A 16,192-nucleotide genomic window follows, 5' to 3' on the forward strand; every position below is an offset into this window, starting at 1 on the left:
TGAACAGATCCCACAGGAACCTCACCCGCCGGCCCGCCAGCGCTAGCGCCACCGCTACACCGACGAGCCCGACGATCAACGTGATCGCGTACTGCACAGTTCCGTCCTCCTGAGGTACGGGCGATGACGATCGCCCCGAGACCAGAATCACCGCTGGGCCGGCGCCGGACGCACTCCACCGCACCAGACTTGCAAATCAGTCAAATTAGATTACTATTTCTCGGACCATGAGTCGACCTGTGAGGCCCGCAGGCACGGCAGCGCGCCGCCGGGGCCGGAGGCACCTCGACCACTCGGCCGCCGCCCGCGCGGTGCGGCCGAGGCGCACGTGGGCCGAGCTGCGAGGTCGCGACTTCTCACCAAGGAAGCACATCGTGACCACACCGCACCCCCCTCGATCTCACCGGCCATGTCGCGCTCGTCACCGGTGGGAACTCCGGCGTGGGTCTCGGCATGGCCGAAGGGCTGGCCCGCGCCGGAGCCGACGTCTGCATCTGGGGCAGGAATCCCGGCAAGAACGAGTCCGCGGCCGAGCGCCTCGCCGCGCACGGCCACCGGGTCGCCGCCTACGAGATCGACATCGCCGACGAAGACGCCGTCGTCGCCGGCTTCGCCAGGACGGTCGAGGAGTTCTCCCGGCTGGACTCCTGCTTCGCCAACGCGGCCTTGGCCAATTCGATGACCAACCCGCGCTACCTCGACTCGACGCTCCAGCAATGGCGCGACCTGATGCGGGTCGACCTGGACGGCGCCTACCTCACCACGCGCGAGGCCGCGCGCACCATGGTCGAGCTCGGCAACGGCGGCAGCATCGTGCTGACCTCGAGCGTGGCCGCGCTCTTCGGAGCTCCACGCGAACAGGCCTACGCCGCTGCGAAGGCCGGACTGCTGGCGCTGTCGCGCTCACTGGCCGTGGAATTCGGCAAGTACCGGATCCGGGCCAACGCGGTCCTGCCGGGCTGGACCCGCTCGCCCGTCCTCGACGGCTGGCTGGACAACCCCGCGGTCGCCGAGAAGGTGATGGCGCGGATCCCCCTCAGGCGCTGGGGCACGCCTGAGGACTGGGCGGGCGTCGCGATCTACCTCGCGAGCCCCGCCTCCTCGTTCCACACCGGCGACTGCCTGCGCCTCGACGGCGGATACGGGATCTTCTGATGCACGAGACGACCTCCTCCCGGGTCCTGGTGACCGAACTGACCGACGGCGTCCTGACCCTGACCCTCAACAGGCCCGACGCGCGCAATGCCCTGTCGCCCGACCTGGTCACCGCTCTCGACGAGGCGCTGAGCCGGTTCGAGGAGGACGACGCGGCGCGGGTCGCGGTGATCACCGGTTCCGGCCGCGCGTTCTGTGCCGGGCTGGACCTGAAGGTCTTCGCCGCCGCCGATGCCGACCGGCGCACGGTCGGTGCGCTCATCCGCCGCTTCGGCAGGCTGTCCAAGCCGCTCGTCGGAGCGGTCAACGGCCCGGCCGTCGCGGGCGGCCTCGAACTGGCCCTCGGCTGCGACTTCCTGATCGGCGGCCCGCAGGCGATGTTCGCCGACACCCATGTGAAGATCGGCGCGTTCCCCGGCGGCGGGATGACCGCCCGGCTGAGCCGTGCCGTCGGAACCCGCACGGCCAAGGCCATGAGCCTCGGCGGCGTCCGGCTCGACGCGCAGGCCGCCCTTCGCGCCGGCCTGCTGAGCGAGCTCGTCGATGCGGAGGAGCTCGTGACGAGAGCCCGAACGATCGCCGGCAACATCGCCACGGCCAGGCAGGAGCTCGTCGCGATCGTCCGGAAGCTCTACGACGAGAACGCCGACAGGTCCCTCGACGACGCCCTGGCCTTCGAGGAGGCCGAGCTCCGGCGCTGGCGCGAGAACCAGCGCCTCAACTGGTCAGTGTGAAGAGGCGGGCGGTCGCACGCCATCACGCAGAACCGTCGGGACAGGAAGAACGGGCACGGGCATGCAGGGCGGAGCGGTCGCCACGCGCCCTACGGCATGCCGGCTTGGCCATCTCGGCCCTGCTCCATACTCCCGGAGCCAAGCCGGGACGTCGCCTCTCCGTCGGCGACCTGAACCACCCGCCTCGCTCAAGGTCGCGTGCGCCGACCGTACCGTCCAGCCGGCCCCTTCCACGGCCCCGGACTCCGAAAGGCGGCAGGCGCACAACCTGGCCGAAGCCGCGCGGAAGGCCGAGTGGACCGCATGCTCCACACAGCCGAGCACCTACGAAAGGCGGGCCGGAAGGTGTCGGTCAACACGGTTGCGGCGCGGATGGCCGAGCTCGGGCTGGCCGACCGTCCCGCAAGAGGCGGCGGTCGCTGACCGAGCCAGCGGCCAGCGGTGCGCGGCCTGGTGCGTCGCAACTCCACCGCCGTCGCGCCGGACGTGCTGTGACACTGAAAGCGCCCGCCCAGTTGAGCAATGACGCCACCCGAGAATTGGTGGACCGCCTTGCGAACGAGACGCTCGGCGCCTTGGCGGCCGGCGGACACACCGTGCCAGAACTCCAAGACCAGCATCGAACAACATGGCGGGAGAGGCCAGACGACCACCTACCATCCTCCCCACGACTGAGGCGCGGCTTGAACCGGCCACCAGCGGGTGGGGACAGCGCCCGTTCGGCATGATTCTCTACGACTGTCCCGACAATCAGGCGGGGGCCGATCCAAGCCTTGGAGAGTCAGGTGAACCCGATCCAATCTCGGACTCCGGAAACCTCGGTGGACGTCGTTCAGCGGACCGCCAGGATCGCCGGTGTCTGGTTCATCCTCACCTTCGTCTTCTCGATCCCCGCGGCGTTGCTGTACGACCCGGTCCTCAATGACGCGAACTACATCCTGGGAGCGGGCGCGGACACGCAGGTGCGGCTTGGCGCCCTCCTTGAGATTCTGACCGCCGTCGCGAACATCGCCACCGCGGTCGTGCTGTTTCCGATCCTGAAGCGGCAGAGCGAGAGCATCGCCCTCGGTTACATCGCCTTGCGAGTCCTCGAGTCGACCGTCATCGTGATGGGGGTCATCAGTGTGCTCGCCGTCGTGACGTTGCGGCAGGACCTCTCGGGCGGGGGCGGCGCCAATGCCGCTCTGATCGGCCAGGCACTGGTGGCGTTGAAGGATCAGACGTTCCTGCTCGGCCCCGCCTTCTGCGCGGGCTTCGGCAACGGGCTGCTGCTGGGCTACCTGATGTACCGGTCGGGCCTGGTGCCACGCCCCATGGCGCTCATCGGGCTCATCGGAGGCCCCATCGCCTGCGCCACCGCGACCGCTGTCCTGTTCGGCGCCTACGAGCAGCAGTCCCCGATGAACTTCCTGTTCACGGCACCAGAAATCGTCTGGGAAGCATCACTGGGCATCTGGCTCCTCACCAAGGGCTTCCGCCCCGCCCCCCTCATCACAGAAACGGCCCCCAAGACCACAGCGTGACGGGTCGCATCATCCGGAGTCCTGTGGCTCTCGGGCTTTGTATTCCGGGCGCAGATCGAGATCTTGGGGAGTCTGGGTAAGCAAGACGGCCACCGCTGCGAGGCTTCAGGTGTGTTGAGGCGGAAGAGGTGGCCAGGCCAGAGCACCTGGACGCGGCCGGGTTGCAGGGGTTGCGTCCGCGGAGGTGGTGTACGAGTTTGACCAGGTCAAAGGGCATGGCGTCGTGACGTGAGGCGGCCACCGCGTGATCCTTCGAATCGACCAAGAACCGAAGGAGAAGAGCACGCGATGGCCGTGGACAACAGTGTGGACCCTAATGACTCCCGAGGGGCTTCGGTCCCTGTAGCTCATTCTCGATCGATGCCTATGTGGACCCCGAGGCTTGACCTCTTCCTAATGACTCCCGAGGGGCTTCGGTCCCTGTAGCTCATTCTCGATCGATGCCTATGTGGACCCCGAGGCTTGACCTCTTCCTCGCAGGCAGTGCGCGATCGGGATGAGCGATGGGTGGGTGGTGATCGAAGGGTGCCGGGAGACGCCTCGGGTGTCCCTGGACATGAAGTCCTCCCCATAGGCAGCGCGGCCCGGCGCCTCTCGATCACCACCCACCGCATCAATGACCTCGGCAGGATCGTGTTCTGAGCCGACCACAGGGAACACCGCTCCGTTGACCGGGGCCTTGAGTCCTCACCGAAGAGCGCGGACCCTGTGGCGGGCTGGGGCCACGAACTGCTGATCGGATGTCGAGCCGTCGAGCTCTCTCATTAGGGCGTGGCGTGCCCCTGCGCGGCTCTGAGCTGCACCAACCCCCGGAAGGAGCACGGTAGTTGAAGGTGACATGCGGAATCGACTGGGCGGAGAGGCACCACGATGTCGCTCTGGTGGACGCCGACGGCCAACTCCTCGCGCGCCGCCGCATCAGCGATGACGTCGCGGGCTGGCAGGCCCTGGCCGATCTGCTCGCCGAACACGGCGACCAGGCCAACGAGCAGATCCCGGTCGCCATCGAGACCAGCCGCGGCCTGCTGGTCTCCTGCCTGCGCGCCACCGGCCGCCGGGTCTATGCGATCAACCCGCTCGCCGTCGCCCGCTATCGCGAGCGTCACACCGTCGCCCGGTCCAAGAGCGACCACGCCGACGCGTTCACGCTGGCGAACATTCTGCGCGTCGACGCCGCCCATCACCGGCCGCTGCCGGAGGATTCCGAACTCGTGCAGTCCATCGCAGTGCTGGCCCGCGCTCAGCAGGACGCGGTCTGGAACCGCCAGCAGCTGGCCAACCAGCTCCGTTCACTGCTGCGCGAGTTCTTCCCCGCCGCGCTCCATGCATTCCAGGTCAAGAATGTCGGGCTGACCTCCTGCGAAGCCCGCGCCGTCCTCACCGCGGCCCCGACCCCCACCGGGGCCGCCAAGCTCACCAAGACCCAGTTGCGGGCGGCGCTGCGCCGCGCCGGCCGCCAACGCAACTTGGACAGGCGTGCCGAAGAACTCCAAGCCGTCCTGCGTCAGGAGCATCTGCATCAGCTCCCCATGATCGAGGCCGCGCTCGGCCAGCAGGCCCGGGCCCTGCTGCTGCAGCTGGACGCCGCCTGCCAGGCCGCCGACGACCTCGCCGAAGCCACCAGCCAGGCATTTCACCAGCATCCCGACGCCGCGATCATCGTCAGTTTCCCCGGCCTGGCCGACCTTACCGGTGCCCGCGTGCTGGCCGAAGTCGGCGACGACCGGGCCCGGTTCGCCGATGCCCGCGCACTCAAGGCCTATGCCGGATCAGCTCCCATCACCCGCGCCTCTGGACGCAGCATGGTGGTCCACCACCGCAAGGTGAAGAACCAACGCCTGGCCGCTGCTGGTCATGTCTGGGCGTTCGCCTCACTCCGGGCGCCCGGCCCGCGCGCTCACTATGACCACCGGAGAGCCGCCGGGGACCGGCATTCCAGCGCGCTCCGCAACACCTTCAACCGCATGCTCGGCTGCCTGTACCACTGCCTGCAGACCGGCCGGCTCTATGACGAAGCAAACGCCTTCCGCACCCGACTGGCAGCCGCCGCTTGACACCTTAGGAAGATCGGATGTCTGCCGGGTGGTTGGCCGAGCAGATCGGGGCGTGTGAGCCCGATGTGTTGCGGTCGATGGTCAAGACGATGGCCGAGGCGCTCATGTCGGCCGAGGCTGACGCGATGTGCGGCGCCGGCTATGGCGAGCGCAGCGGCGAACGCGTCAACCGCCGAAACGGGTATCGGGAACGGGGCTGGGACACCCGGGCCGGGACGATCGACCTGCAGATTCCCAAGCTGCGGTCGGGAACCTACTTTCCCGAGTGGCTGCTGGAGCGGCGCCGCCGGGCCGAGCAGGCCCTGATCAGCGTGGTGGCGACCTCGTATCTGCTGGGCGTGTCCACCCGGCGGGTGGACAGGCTGGTCGAGCAGATGGGCATCAAGAACATCTCCAAGAGCCAGGTCAGCGAGATGTCCAAGGTGCTGGACGCCCAGGTCGCCGCGTTCCGCAACCGCCCGCTGGAGGCGGGACCGTACGCGTTCGTGTGGGTGGACGCCCTGACCCAGAAGGTCCGCGAGGGCGGCCGCACCGTCAACGTCCACGTCCTGATCGCCACCGGGGTCAACGCCGACGGGCACCGCGAGATCCTCGGGGTCGAGGTGACCTCGGCCGAGGACGGCGCCGGCTGGCTGGCCTTCCTCCGGGGACTGGTCGCCCGCGGCCTGTCCGGGGTCCAGCTGGTGGTCTCCGACGCCCACCGCGGCTTGGTCGAGGCGATCGCCGCGACTCTGCCGGGCGCGGTCTGGCAGCGCTGCCGGACCCACTACCTGCGCAACCTGCTCGCCAAGGTCCCCAAGAGCGCGCAGCCCTGGGTGGCGACGCTGGTGCGCACCATCTTCGACCAGCCCGCCGCTGAAGAGGTGGCGGCCCAGCACGCCCGGGTGGTCGACTCGCTGGCGGCCAAGCACCCGGACGCGGCCGAGCATCTGGACCAGGCCCGCGACGATCTGCTGGCGTTCGCGGCGTTCCCCCGGCAGTTGTGGCGGCAGATCTGGTCCAACAACCCGCAGGAGCGGTTGAACAAGGAGATCCGCCGCCGCACCGACGTCGTCGGGATCTTCCCCGACCGCCCGGCCATCATCCGCCTGGTCGGCGCGGTGTTGATGGAACAGACCGACGAATGGACCGAGGCCCGCCGCTACATGGGCCTGGAATTCCTGACCAAAGCCCGACTGCGGGTTATCGAGGGCACCACACCCGACCCCAAGATCGACCAGCGAGAACTCACAGCTTAACCTGCAGAAACAGGAACACGCGGAGGCCGCTCGTACACCACTCCGCTGGACGTGACCGTTGCAGGCTGCTTTTGGATGATGCGTTCGCACAGGTGGCAGCGCCGGGAAGTACGACTGCGGGCCCGCCGCTGCCTGCAGCCGTTCACCACGGCCCGGTGGGATGTCGATGGGGTGCCGCACGACCCTACGGCTCGGCGCCGGGCCGGCAGCCAGCCCGCACAAGATGGTCGAGACCCGTGCTTGCGTTTCGGGGCGCCTCAGTGAGATGAACCCGTCCAGAGCAGGCCAGAGCCGTTGGTCACCACGCAGACGCCCCCTTCTTGCGACCGGGGTCTGGTCGAGCAGTTCCCCTGTCGAGGTGCGGGCATCCCGGGGATCGCAGGGTGCTGGGCGGTGTCATCCGGTGGCGGAGAATCCTGATGACATCGTGATGGCAAACGATCTTGAGATCGTTAAGGTGATCTTTAATTCGGGGTCTGAGCTGGGGGTTCTTGTAGCCGGGACGGGGTTCGAACCCGCGCCTTCCTCATTGAAAGTGAGGGGACCTGCCGTTAGTCGACCCGGCCGTAGCGCGTACGAGAATCGAACTCGTGTCCCCACGCTGAGAACGTGGTGTCCTGACCACTGGACGAACGCGCCTGGAAAAAGAAAGAGCCGCTGTTCCGGGAGCCCGGAAGGCGGCGAGGGGTGAGGGGGTCACCCGTTCAACCGGCTCCCGTGGCGGGGGGTTCGCGCTCTTCCGTCATGCCCATCACGATGCCGGATCTGGCGCGTGCGGGCAACACATTTTCAGGACCTCCTCATTTCGCCGCCGAAAGGGCCACATCGGGTCGGTTGGGTTGGGCTGGACGGCGACCAGGTGTGGAGGATCGATGCGAACCGAGTTCACGGGGTGGCTGCGGGGCTTCGAGGAGGAGGTGCGCGCCCGTGCGGTGGCGGGCGACCCGGAGTGGGGACGGGGCGCGCGGCTGGAGCCGTGCGTGGTGCGCAGCCTCCAGCGCTTCCAGGTCGGTGAGGACGGGGACGGCGCGTTCCTGATCGGCAAGGCCGAGCGGGCCGGCGACGCCGAGTACACCGCGGCGTTGCGGCTCTTCATCGCCGAGGAGCAGAACCACGCGCGGATGCTGGAGCGGTTGCTGGCCGCCGCCGGGGCCGGGACGATCGGGACGCACTGGAGCGATGCGATCTTCGTGTGGGCGCGGCGCGCGATGGGTCTTCGGCTGGAGCTGATGGTGCTGATGGTGGCCGAGGTGATCGCGACGGGGTTCTACCGGGCCCTGCACGAGGGGACGCGCGATCCGCTCACCAAGGAGGTGGCGGGGCGGCTGCTGGCCGACGAGCGGCGGCACGTGCCGTTCCACTGCCGCCGGATGCGGCAGGGGCTGGCGGGGGTTCCGGGGCCGGTGCGGGCCGGGGTGCTCCTGGCCTGGCGGGCGGCGGTCGCCGGCGGTGCCCTGGTGATCGTCGCCGATCACGGGCGGACGCTGCGGCGGCTGGGCCGGGGGCGGGTCCGGTTCGTGCGCGAGGTGATGGCCGAGGCCGGTACCGCGGCGGGGATGATTCAGTAGACGTCGGGGCCACGGCGCATGGCCTCGGCGCCACCGTCCAGGTAGACGACCTGGCCGGTCATGTGGGAGTTGCCGGGGCTGATGAGCCAGTGCAGCGCCTCGGCGACGACCTCCGGGCCGGCGTGGCCGTTCAGCGGCATCGGGACCGCCTGGTCCATGATCTTGCGCATGGTCTCGTCCTCGAACAGCGGGGCGGTCATCGGGGTGCGCACGACGCCGGGCGCGATCGCGTTGAGGGGGATGCCGGCCCCGGCCCAGTCCGGGGTGACCGCCGCGGCGCGCAGCCAGCGGGCCAGCGCCGACTTGGACGAGGGGTAGAGCCGCCCGCCCCGGTCGCGGGCGACGGCCTCGCGCGCCAGGCGCAGTGCCTCCTCCTCGCCTGCCTCCAGGCACGCGGCGACGACGGCGCGGTCGACGGGCTGGGTGCCGGAGATGGAGCCGACCACGGCCGCGCGGGGTGCGGGCGCGGCGGCCAGCGCCGGGCGCAGCCCCTCCAGGAGCCCGGTCACGCCGAAGAAGTTGACCCGGATCGTCAGCGGTTCGGGGTCGGAGATGCCGGCGCAGGCGACGACGCCGTCGAGGACGCCGCCGCAGATATCCAGGACGCCCCGTACGGCCTCTTCGCGGCCTTCGGGGACCGACAGGTCGGCGCGGACGTCGCTCTGGTCGCGGTCGACGCCGATCACCCGGTCGCCGCGCTCGCGCAGCAGGTCGGCGAGGGCCCGTCCGATGCCGGACGCGGCGCCGCTCACGGCGATCGTGCGTGCACCGCCGGTCATGTCGCACCTCCCGGTTGATCACGACGACCCTACAAGGCTTGATCGCGGGCGGCACCCCGGACGTGCGCAGGGGTGCCCCGGCGTTCTAGGTTCGTGTGCGAACGGCCGTGGCCGTCCGGCCATGTCCGCGACCCGAGCTCCGAGGTGAACCATGACGGCCGAGCCCCGGCCCCCGTCGGATCTGCGCGATCCGCCCCCGCCGACCCCCGACGAGCTGCGGCGCGCGCTGGGGGCGTTCGCCACCGGCGTCACCGTGATCACCGCGCTGGACGGCGGGGAGCCGGTGGGCTTCGCCTGCCAGTCGTTCGCGTCGGTGTCGCTGGAGCCGCCGCTGGTGCTGTTCTGCGCCGACCGCGGCGGGCGCACCTGGCCGCGGATCCGGGCGGCGGGCAGGTTCTGCGTGAACGTGCTCGGCGAGGACCAGGAGGAGGTCTGCCTGCGGTTCGGGTCCAGCAAGGGCGCGAAGTTCGAGGGCCTGGAGTGGGACCGTTCCCGCTGGGGCGCGCCGGCGCTGCGCGGCGTGCTGGCGCGGGTGCACGCCGACATCCGGGACGTGCACGCCGCCGGCGACCATGACGTGGTGATCGGGCTGGTGCGGGAGTTGGAGACGCCGAGTGACGCCCGGCCGCTGATCTTCTTCCGGAGCGGTTTCGGGGTCGACCGGCGGGAGCCCCCGGCCGTTCCCGCGGCGGATCTGTGGGCGTGGGGCGACCACTGGGGGTGAGGCGCCGCCTGGGGATCGCGGCTCACTGCTAACTCGGGACGGCCGAAATCGGCGGCTCCTTAGTATCCCGGGCGGCGCGCGGGCACGCACGATATCGGTCCGTGCCGTCCCCCAGGAAACGAGGAAGATCATGTCTGCGTCCCCCGGCCGCCTCGCCCTGGCGGCGCTGGTCCCCGCGATCGCGCTGACCGTCGTCGGGTGTGGAGGTGGCGGCGGCGAGGCCGGTGAAGGGTCCTCGCCCCCAGTGGTGAGCACGCCCGGCTCCACCGGCGGCCGGACGCCTCCCAGCCCCGTCCCCAAGAGCGATTCCGGGAACGGTGCGTCTCCCAGCAACCCGCCGACGAAGGTCTACAACGCCTTCGCGGAGTGCATGCGCAAGCACGGTGTCTATGTGCCGGACGCGGGGCAGAGCCAGACCGGGCAGCCTGAGCAGGACGCGGTCAAGGCGCAGAACGCGCTGAAGGCGTGCGCGAAGCTGCTGCGCAGCGCCACCCCGGGCGCGGGCTGACCGGGTCAGGCGTCCGAGCCCAGGAGGCCCAGCGCCAGCCCGATGAGGGCGACCGCGGTCACCGTCCGGCGGCGGCGCGCGGGCAGCGCTTCGGGCGCGGGCCCCGGGCTCAGCTCGCGGAGCAGCCGCGACCATTGCGGGCCGATCCGGTCGAGGTGGTACGCACCGGACGAGGCCAGCGCCCGCTCGCCGAGCCGCTCCCGCAGCGCCGGGTCCTCGATCACCGTGCGCAGCGCGGCGGTGAGCCCGGCCACGTCGCCCTCGGGCACCAGCAGGCCGTCGCCGCCGTTCTGGATCATCTCGCCGGGACCGGTCGGGCAGTCGAAGGCCACCACGGGCAGGCCCTTGCTCATCGCCTCGATGATCACCATCGGCATGCCCTCGAACCGGGACGACAGCACGTACACCGAGGCGCGCTCCATCTCTCCCGCCAGGTCGGGGGTGCGGCCGCGCAGCACCACCCGCCCCGCCAGCCCGCGCTCGTCGATCATCTGGCGCAGCCGGTCCCGCCGGGCGCCGGCGCCGAAGATGCGCAGCGTCCAGTCGGGGTGCTCGGCGGCCAGCGGCTCGTACGCCCGCACCAGCAGGTCGAAGCCCTTCTGCCGGGTGAGCCGGCCGGCCGCCAGGATGACCTTGCGCTCGCGCGGGGACGGCCCTCCGGGCAGCACGGGCAGCGCGTTGGGGATCCGCACGACCCGGGTGGGCGCGCCCGCCAGCACGGCGGTGTAGTCGGCCCGGGAGCGCTCGGTCAGCACCGACACCGCGGTCAGCCGCGGGTAGGCGCGCTCGATCTCGCGGCGCAGCCCGGGACGGTAGGCGGCCAGGTTCATGTGGTCCTGCCCGATCGTCACCACGCCGCGCGGCGCCAGGTCGGCGACCAGCAGGTTCAGCGACGGCCTGGTCCCGATCAGCACGTCGGGCTGCCGCCCGCACAGGACGCGGAGCAGCAGCAGGTCCGACCAGAGCGACATGCCGCGGAACGAGGCGTCGTCCACCGGCGTGATCACGCTGGGCAGCCGGGACAGCAGCCGGAACGGCAGCCGGGCGACCCGGCCCCGCGGCGGGCCGGTCCGGTCGTCCGCGAACCGGATCCGCAGCCGCGGCGAGACGGTGAAGAAGGGCTCGGCGCTGCGCCGGAACACGCTGACGATCTCCACGTCGTGCTCGCGGGCGAGATGGCCGCCGAGGTTGAGGACGGTGCGGATGGTCCCGCCGGTCCCGTTGGCATGCTGGAGCAGGACGCGGACGCGCAGCCGCTCGCCCGGCCGGGGCGGGCGGCGCATCGCCAGGAGGCACCGTACGATCGCCAGCACCGACCGCCGCAGCGTCCGGTGCACGGGCCGCGCCGCCCAGTGCGCGTTCGTCTTGGACTTGGCCCGGAGTCGCGCCCGCACGGGCACGCGGCCCCGCTGATCGTCCGCCGGTGGCCGGCCGCCCGCCTCAGGGTCACCATCCCCCTTGCCGGTTATGTCCCGACTCATCGGTTCTCCCCGCTCTTGGGAGGTTTCCCGGTCTCTCACCTTCTCCCCCGCACTTGGGCGGTTTCAACAAGTGAGGACGGTCCCGATGCGGCCTGGTCAGAACCGGTGACCCGTCAGGCGGGCGGCGCCCCGCGGCTCAGGCGGTGCTCACGGTGCGGTCGAGGGCACCGCCCTGGACCCACCGCTCCCACGGCATCTCGTAGTAGCTCCACCCGTTGTTCCACTCCAGGCGGCGCTTGCTGCCGGTGATGACGACGATGTCGCCGCGGTAGGCGAAGTTGTAGAACCACTGGGCGGCGGCGGGCGGCGAGTTCAGGCAGCCGTGGCTGACGTTCTGCCGGCCCTGGGCCCAGACGGTGGCGGCCATCGAGTGGACGTACTCGCCGCTGTTGGAGATCCGCACGGCGTGCGGGATGACCTCCTTGTAGCCGCCGTTCTTCTTGTCCTTGGGGTCGACGCCCATCCACTCCGACGTCATGACCGCCGGGTTCTCCTTGCCCATGGTCAGGTGGATGCCGCTGGTGGTGAGGAAGGTGTCCACCCCGTTCACGACCCGGCCGCCCTTGCCCGCGCTGATCGGCCAGCTCTTGATCTTCACGCCGTTCTTCTTCACCACCAGCCGCTTGGTCTTGGTGCTGGCGGTGACGATGTGCGAGTCGCCGATGGTGAACCGGCGGTTGACGTCGGCCATGCCGTAGGTGCGGGTGCCGGACTTGACGCCGCTCAGCCTGGCCGAGAACGTGACCTGCTGGTTGGGCTGCCAGTACTCGCCGTTCTTGGGCCGGAAGATCACCTGCTGCGCGCTCGGCCAGAACCAGGCACCGGTCGCGGGCTTGGTCGACTTGACCTGCAGGGCGCGCTCGACGGCCTTCTTGTCCTGCACCGCCCGGTTGAACGTCACGATGATCGGCATCCCGACGCCGACCTTCTCCCCCTGCATCGGGGTGATGTCGGCGACGCCCAGCTGGGCGGCCGCCTTCACCGTGGTGAAGGTGCTGGTGACGGTGGTGGACTTGCCCTGCGGGCTCTTGGCGACCGCGGTGACCTGGTACTCGGTCCCGGGCCGCAGGGTGCGCGACTTCCAGCTGGTCTTGTCGGGCGACAGCGCGCCCTCGACCGGCCGCCCCTTGCGGGTGAGCGCGACCTGCTCGATCGTCCCGCCGGCGGCGGTCACCGTGACACCGTTCTCGGGCCTGGCCTTGCCCTCGCCGTCGCCCGGCGAGACGGTCACCTGCGGGCTGCCGGCCTCGCCCTTGCCCCCGACGGTGACCCCGTCGCCCCCGTCCCCGCCGGAGCACGCCGTCGTCAGGAGCAGCAAGGCCCCCGTCACTCCCGCGCCCGCCCGGACCCCTGCGGAAAGCCTCCGCTGCACCCTGAACCTCCAGAACCCCGCCGCTACCAGGGAGACATTAGCGACAAACATCCATTGGCGAGGGGATGACCGGTACATTACCCGGGCCCGAGATCAAACAGTTGCGGGGACCGCGCGGCTACCCCGGCGGGGGCGGGAAGAGGGACGGGTCGCGCAGGTCGGCGGCGATGTCGGCGGGGATCGCGTCGTCGACGCGGAGCCCGTCCCAGTCGTGGGTCAGCTCGCCGGAGGTCGACCACTTGCCGTCCAGGGAGACCGCGTTTCCCGAGCGGTTGACGGCGAACCGCACCCGCCCGGTCGGAACGGCGCCCGAGCCCTCGGTGTAATGGGCGTTCACGACGCCGTTCTCCAGCACGCCGCGGACCCGGCTCTTGCCCATCCAGCGGTAGATCATCCAGACGTCCGAGCCCTCCACCCGGACGTACATCTCCCCGTAGTCGCTGGTGTAGCGGCCCGCGAGACCCGCGGCCCCCGTGCTTGAGCCCGTGCTTGAGCCCGTGCCGGAGGCGCCGCCGGAGCCCCCGCCCGAACCGCCGTCGCCGCCGCCCTCGTCGTCCAGCAGGCGGGGCACGGTCACGATCGCCACCACGAACGCGACCAGCAGCAGGGCGGAGATCGCGGCCCTGCGGACGAGGACCCCCAAGCGGACCTCTCCGTCCGGCCTCACCAGACCGCCGAAGGACATGCTCGGCTGGGTCTGCCGCGGACCAGGACGTCCGCCGGGCCCGGTCGCGCCAGGCCACGCGTGGCCGCCCGACGGCGGCCGCGAGGGCGGCATCGAGGGCGGCGGGGGCGGCATCGGCGGCGGGAGGTCGGACCGCCCGCTCGGCGGCGGGGCCGGGACGCCGGGGACGCCCGGCCGTCCGGCGGCCGCGGCGGGGTCGCCGCCCGGCACGCCCAGCCGGGAGAGCAGCCCGCGCGCCGTGGGACGCCCCGCCGGGTCCTTGGCCAGGGCCGCGGCGATCACCCCGCGCATCGGCTCCTCGACGCCCTCCAGGTCGGGCTCGCCGTGCACGATCCGGTACGCGATCGCCTGCGAGGGCCCGGCCCCGAACGCGCGCCGCCCGGTCGCCGCGTACGCCATGACCGAGCCCCAGGCGAACACGTCGCTGGCCTCGGTGGCCCCGTCCCCCTCGAACTGCTCGGGCGCCATGTACGCGGGCGTCCCGATGATCTGGCCCGTCGCGGTGAGCTGGTGGGTGGTGTCCAGCGCGCTGGCGATGCCGAAGTCGATCACGCGCGGGCCCATCCGGCTCAGCAGCACGTTGCCGGGCTTCAGGTCGCGGTGGACGACCCCGGCGCCGTGGATGCCGGCCAGGGCCGCGGCCATGCTGACGCCGAGCTGCTCCAGCTCGGCGCGGCGCAGCGGCCCGCCCTCCTCCACGGCCTCGTCCAGGGTGGGGCCGTCGATGTACTCGGTGACCAGGTAGGGCCGCTCGGCGTCCGGACCGGCGTCCAGGACCTCGGCGGTGCAGAAGCGCGGGACCTTCAGCGCGCTGGCGGCCTCGCGGCGGAAGCGCTCGCGGAACTGCCCGTGCCGGGCGTGGTCGGCGCGGACGACCTTGACCGCCACCAGGTCCGCCGCGCCCGCCGGGCCCCGGCCGAGGTAGACCGAGCCCATCCCGCCCTCGCCGAGGAAACCGAGCACCTCGTAGTCGCCGATCCGCTCAGGATCGCCGTCGCGGCGCGGCAGCGCCTTGGCGGGCAGCGAGGGGACGCCATCGGCCATGTGAGCTCCCAGGGGGTCGGACCGCGTCCAGCATTCCGAACCGGACGCGGTCCCCGCAAACCAGGGCGATGGGCGGGACGGGCCCGCCCGGATCGCGGCTCAGGCGAGGGCGCTGCCCTTCTTCCAGCCGTCGTAGGACATCTGCCAGAAGCCCCAGCCGTTGAACGGCTCGAGCTCGCGGTCGCTGCCGGTCAGGTCCATCACGTCGCCGCGCTGCATGATGTCGTAGTACCACTTGGCGTTGGCCGGGCTGAGGTTGAGGCAGCCGTGGCTGACGTTCGCGCTGCCCTGGACGCCGACCGTGGACGCCATCGCGTGCGTGAACTCACCGCTGTTGGAGATCCGGACGCCGTGGTTGACCACGGTCTTGTAGTAGCCCGGGTCGCCCGGCTTGCGGCCCGGCGACACCATGGTGACCGGGTTCTCCTTGCCCATCAGCAGGTGGACGCCGCTGGTGGTGGTGTACTCGCGCGTGGTCCCGTTGCCCGCGCTGAACGGCACCCGGCGCAGCTTCTTGCCGTCCCGGGTGACCGTCATGTGGTGCTTGCTGATGTCGCCCTTGGTGATCTGCTCGGCGCCGATCGTGATGCTCTGGTCGACGTCCTTGGCGCCGTACACGCCGGACCCGGCGTTCAGGCCCGCCAGCCGCGCGGTGAAGCGGACCGTCTGGTGCGGCTCCCAGTACGTCTTGGTCCGGTAGATCACCTGGTCGGACCCGATCCAGCGCCAGGCGCCCTCGACCGGCTTCTCCGGGGTGACCTGGAAGGTGCGCTCGACCGCGGCCTTGTCGGTCACCGCCCGGTTGAACCGGACCATGATCGGCATGCCCACGCCGACCTTCTCGCCCTTGAGGCTGGGCGTGACGTCGAGCACCGACAGCGTCTTCTCCGGCTTGAGCGTGGTGAAGGTGCTGGTCGCGGTGTTGGTCTTGCCGTCGTTGCGGGCCTGGGCGGTGACGGTGTACGAGGTCCCCAGGGACAGCGTGCGGTCCGACTTCCAGCTCTTCTTGTCCCCGGCCATCTTCCCGGTGACGGTGACGCCCTGGCCCTGGACGGTGACGTTCTCCAGCGTGCCGTCGGCGACCCGTACCTCGATGGGGCCGTCGGGCTTGACGGACGCCGTCCCGTTCCCCGGCGTGATGGTCACCGCGCCGGACTTCTCCGAGGCCAGTTCGCCCTGCTCGCTCCCGCCGCCGCAGCCGGCCGCGGCCAGGACGAGGACCGCTCCGGCGCCCCCGGTCACGACCATGCCGAAACGACCTTTAAGTCCCACGAATACTCCCACTGCCCCTGGTTAACCCCGTGTTGTACGTATCTATCCGACCTTG

The 16,192-nt window shown here is 70.9% G+C and carries 12 protein-coding genes, 2 tRNA genes and 1 pseudogene; 8 read left to right on the forward strand and 7 right to left on the reverse strand.

Annotated elements, in window-relative coordinates; genetic code table 11:
* Nucleotides 1-423: 423 nt before the first annotated feature.
* The 5 genes and pseudogenes from ACFPZN_RS52610 to ACFPZN_RS52630 all read left to right on the forward strand — a co-directional run.
* Nucleotides 424-1,155, forward strand: a pseudogene (locus ACFPZN_RS52610) (SDR family NAD(P)-dependent oxidoreductase); the annotation flags it as partial.
* Nucleotides 1,155-1,889: an enoyl-CoA hydratase-related protein gene (locus tag ACFPZN_RS52615; RefSeq protein WP_378292275.1), complete on the forward strand. Its 735-nt coding sequence runs from the start codon at nucleotides 1,155-1,157 to the stop codon at nucleotides 1,887-1,889. The pseudogene ACFPZN_RS52610 and the gene ACFPZN_RS52615, both read left to right, overlap by 1 nt.
* A gap of 785 nt (nucleotides 1,890-2,674) precedes the next feature.
* Complete coding sequence (locus ACFPZN_RS52620; RefSeq protein WP_378292277.1) at nucleotides 2,675-3,412, forward strand: DUF4386 domain-containing protein; 738 nt, start codon at nucleotides 2,675-2,677, stop codon at nucleotides 3,410-3,412.
* Between the two features lie 827 nt (nucleotides 3,413-4,239).
* Nucleotides 4,240-5,466 carry an IS110 family RNA-guided transposase gene (locus ACFPZN_RS52625; RefSeq protein WP_378292279.1) on the forward strand — a complete coding sequence of 409 codons (1,227 nt, stop codon included), beginning with the start codon at nucleotides 4,240-4,242 and terminating at the stop codon, nucleotides 5,464-5,466.
* A gap of 17 nt (nucleotides 5,467-5,483) precedes the next feature.
* A complete protein-coding gene (locus tag ACFPZN_RS52630; protein WP_378292281.1) occupies nucleotides 5,484-6,704 on the forward strand; it encodes an IS256 family transposase in 1,221 nt (406 codons plus the stop codon).
* Between the two features lie 494 nt (nucleotides 6,705-7,198).
* Here the strand turns inward: ACFPZN_RS52630 and ACFPZN_RS52635 are convergent.
* A tRNA-Glu gene (locus ACFPZN_RS52635) sits at nucleotides 7,199-7,270 on the reverse strand.
* Between the two features lies 1 nt (nucleotide 7,271).
* A tRNA-Glu gene (locus ACFPZN_RS52640) sits at nucleotides 7,272-7,343 on the reverse strand.
* A gap of 233 nt (nucleotides 7,344-7,576) precedes the next feature.
* Between ACFPZN_RS52640 and ACFPZN_RS52645 the strand changes: the two genes are divergently transcribed.
* Nucleotides 7,577-8,272 (forward strand): ferritin-like domain-containing protein, encoded by a 696-nt coding sequence (locus tag ACFPZN_RS52645; protein ID WP_378292283.1) that lies wholly within the window; start codon nucleotides 7,577-7,579, stop codon nucleotides 8,270-8,272.
* On the opposite strand, the gene ACFPZN_RS52650 is transcribed toward ACFPZN_RS52645, so the two are convergent.
* On the reverse strand, nucleotides 8,266-9,051 hold the full coding sequence (locus tag ACFPZN_RS52650; protein ID WP_378292285.1) for an SDR family oxidoreductase: 786 nt from the start codon (nucleotides 9,049-9,051) through the stop codon (nucleotides 8,266-8,268). The genes ACFPZN_RS52645 and ACFPZN_RS52650 overlap by 7 nt on opposite strands.
* A 151-nt stretch (nucleotides 9,052-9,202) precedes the next feature.
* On the opposite strand from ACFPZN_RS52650, the gene ACFPZN_RS52655 reads away from it, so the two are divergent.
* Both ACFPZN_RS52655 and ACFPZN_RS52660 read left to right on the forward strand, forming a co-directional pair.
* The gene (locus ACFPZN_RS52655; protein ID WP_378292287.1) at nucleotides 9,203-9,775 is read left to right on the forward strand and encodes a flavin reductase family protein; all 573 of its coding nucleotides are present in this window, start codon (nucleotides 9,203-9,205) and stop codon (nucleotides 9,773-9,775) included.
* A 130-nt stretch (nucleotides 9,776-9,905) separates the two neighbouring features.
* The gene (locus tag ACFPZN_RS52660; RefSeq protein WP_378292289.1) at nucleotides 9,906-10,283 is read left to right on the forward strand and encodes a hypothetical protein; all 378 of its coding nucleotides are present in this window, start codon (nucleotides 9,906-9,908) and stop codon (nucleotides 10,281-10,283) included.
* 5 nt (nucleotides 10,284-10,288) lie between these two features.
* Here the strand turns inward: ACFPZN_RS52660 and ACFPZN_RS52665 are convergent, their stop codons facing one another.
* From ACFPZN_RS52665 to ACFPZN_RS52680, 4 genes are all read right to left on the reverse strand, one after another.
* Nucleotides 10,289-11,764: a glycosyltransferase family 4 protein gene (locus ACFPZN_RS52665; protein WP_378292291.1), complete on the reverse strand. Its 1,476-nt coding sequence runs from the start codon at nucleotides 11,762-11,764 to the stop codon at nucleotides 10,289-10,291.
* Nucleotides 11,765-11,900: 136 nt separating this feature from the next.
* A complete protein-coding gene (locus tag ACFPZN_RS52670) occupies nucleotides 11,901-13,082 on the reverse strand; it encodes a L,D-transpeptidase (RefSeq protein WP_378292293.1) in 1,182 nt (393 codons plus the stop codon).
* Between the two features lie 172 nt (nucleotides 13,083-13,254).
* Nucleotides 13,255-14,865 (reverse strand): protein kinase domain-containing protein, encoded by a 1,611-nt coding sequence (locus ACFPZN_RS52675; protein ID WP_378292295.1) that lies wholly within the window; start codon nucleotides 14,863-14,865, stop codon nucleotides 13,255-13,257.
* Between the two features lie 99 nt (nucleotides 14,866-14,964).
* Nucleotides 14,965-16,113, reverse strand: a complete 1,149-nt coding sequence (locus ACFPZN_RS52680; protein ID WP_378292297.1) for a L,D-transpeptidase — start codon at nucleotides 16,111-16,113, stop codon at nucleotides 14,965-14,967.
* Between the last annotated feature and the right edge of the window lie 79 nt (nucleotides 16,114-16,192).

Origin of the sequence: Actinomadura rugatobispora, from assembly GCF_042656285.1 — a bacterium.
Taxonomy (GTDB): Bacteria; Actinomycetota; Actinomycetes; order Streptosporangiales; family Streptosporangiaceae; genus Spirillospora; species Spirillospora rugatobispora.

Coding starts and splice junctions, on each gene's coding strand:
- ACFPZN_RS52615 (WP_378292275.1), top strand. CDS start 1,155: ATGCACGAGACGACCTCCTCCCGGGTCCTGGTGACCGAACTGACCGAC.
- ACFPZN_RS52630 (WP_378292281.1), top strand. CDS start 5,484: ATGTCTGCCGGGTGGTTGGCCGAGCAGATCGGGGCGTGTGAGCCCGAT.
- ACFPZN_RS52645 (WP_378292283.1), top strand. CDS start 7,577: ATGCGAACCGAGTTCACGGGGTGGCTGCGGGGCTTCGAGGAGGAGGTG.
- ACFPZN_RS52650 (WP_378292285.1), bottom strand. CDS start 9,051: ATGACCGGCGGTGCACGCACGATCGCCGTGAGCGGCGCCGCGTCCGGC.
- ACFPZN_RS52655 (WP_378292287.1), top strand. CDS start 9,203: ATGACGGCCGAGCCCCGGCCCCCGTCGGATCTGCGCGATCCGCCCCCG.
- ACFPZN_RS52660 (WP_378292289.1), top strand. CDS start 9,906: ATGTCTGCGTCCCCCGGCCGCCTCGCCCTGGCGGCGCTGGTCCCCGCG.
- ACFPZN_RS52665 (WP_378292291.1), bottom strand. CDS start 11,764: ATGAGTCGGGACATAACCGGCAAGGGGGATGGTGACCCTGAGGCGGGC.
- ACFPZN_RS52675 (WP_378292295.1), bottom strand. CDS start 14,865: ATGGCCGATGGCGTCCCCTCGCTGCCCGCCAAGGCGCTGCCGCGCCGC.
- ACFPZN_RS52680 (WP_378292297.1), bottom strand. CDS start 16,113: ATGGTCGTGACCGGGGGCGCCGGAGCGGTCCTCGTCCTGGCCGCGGCC.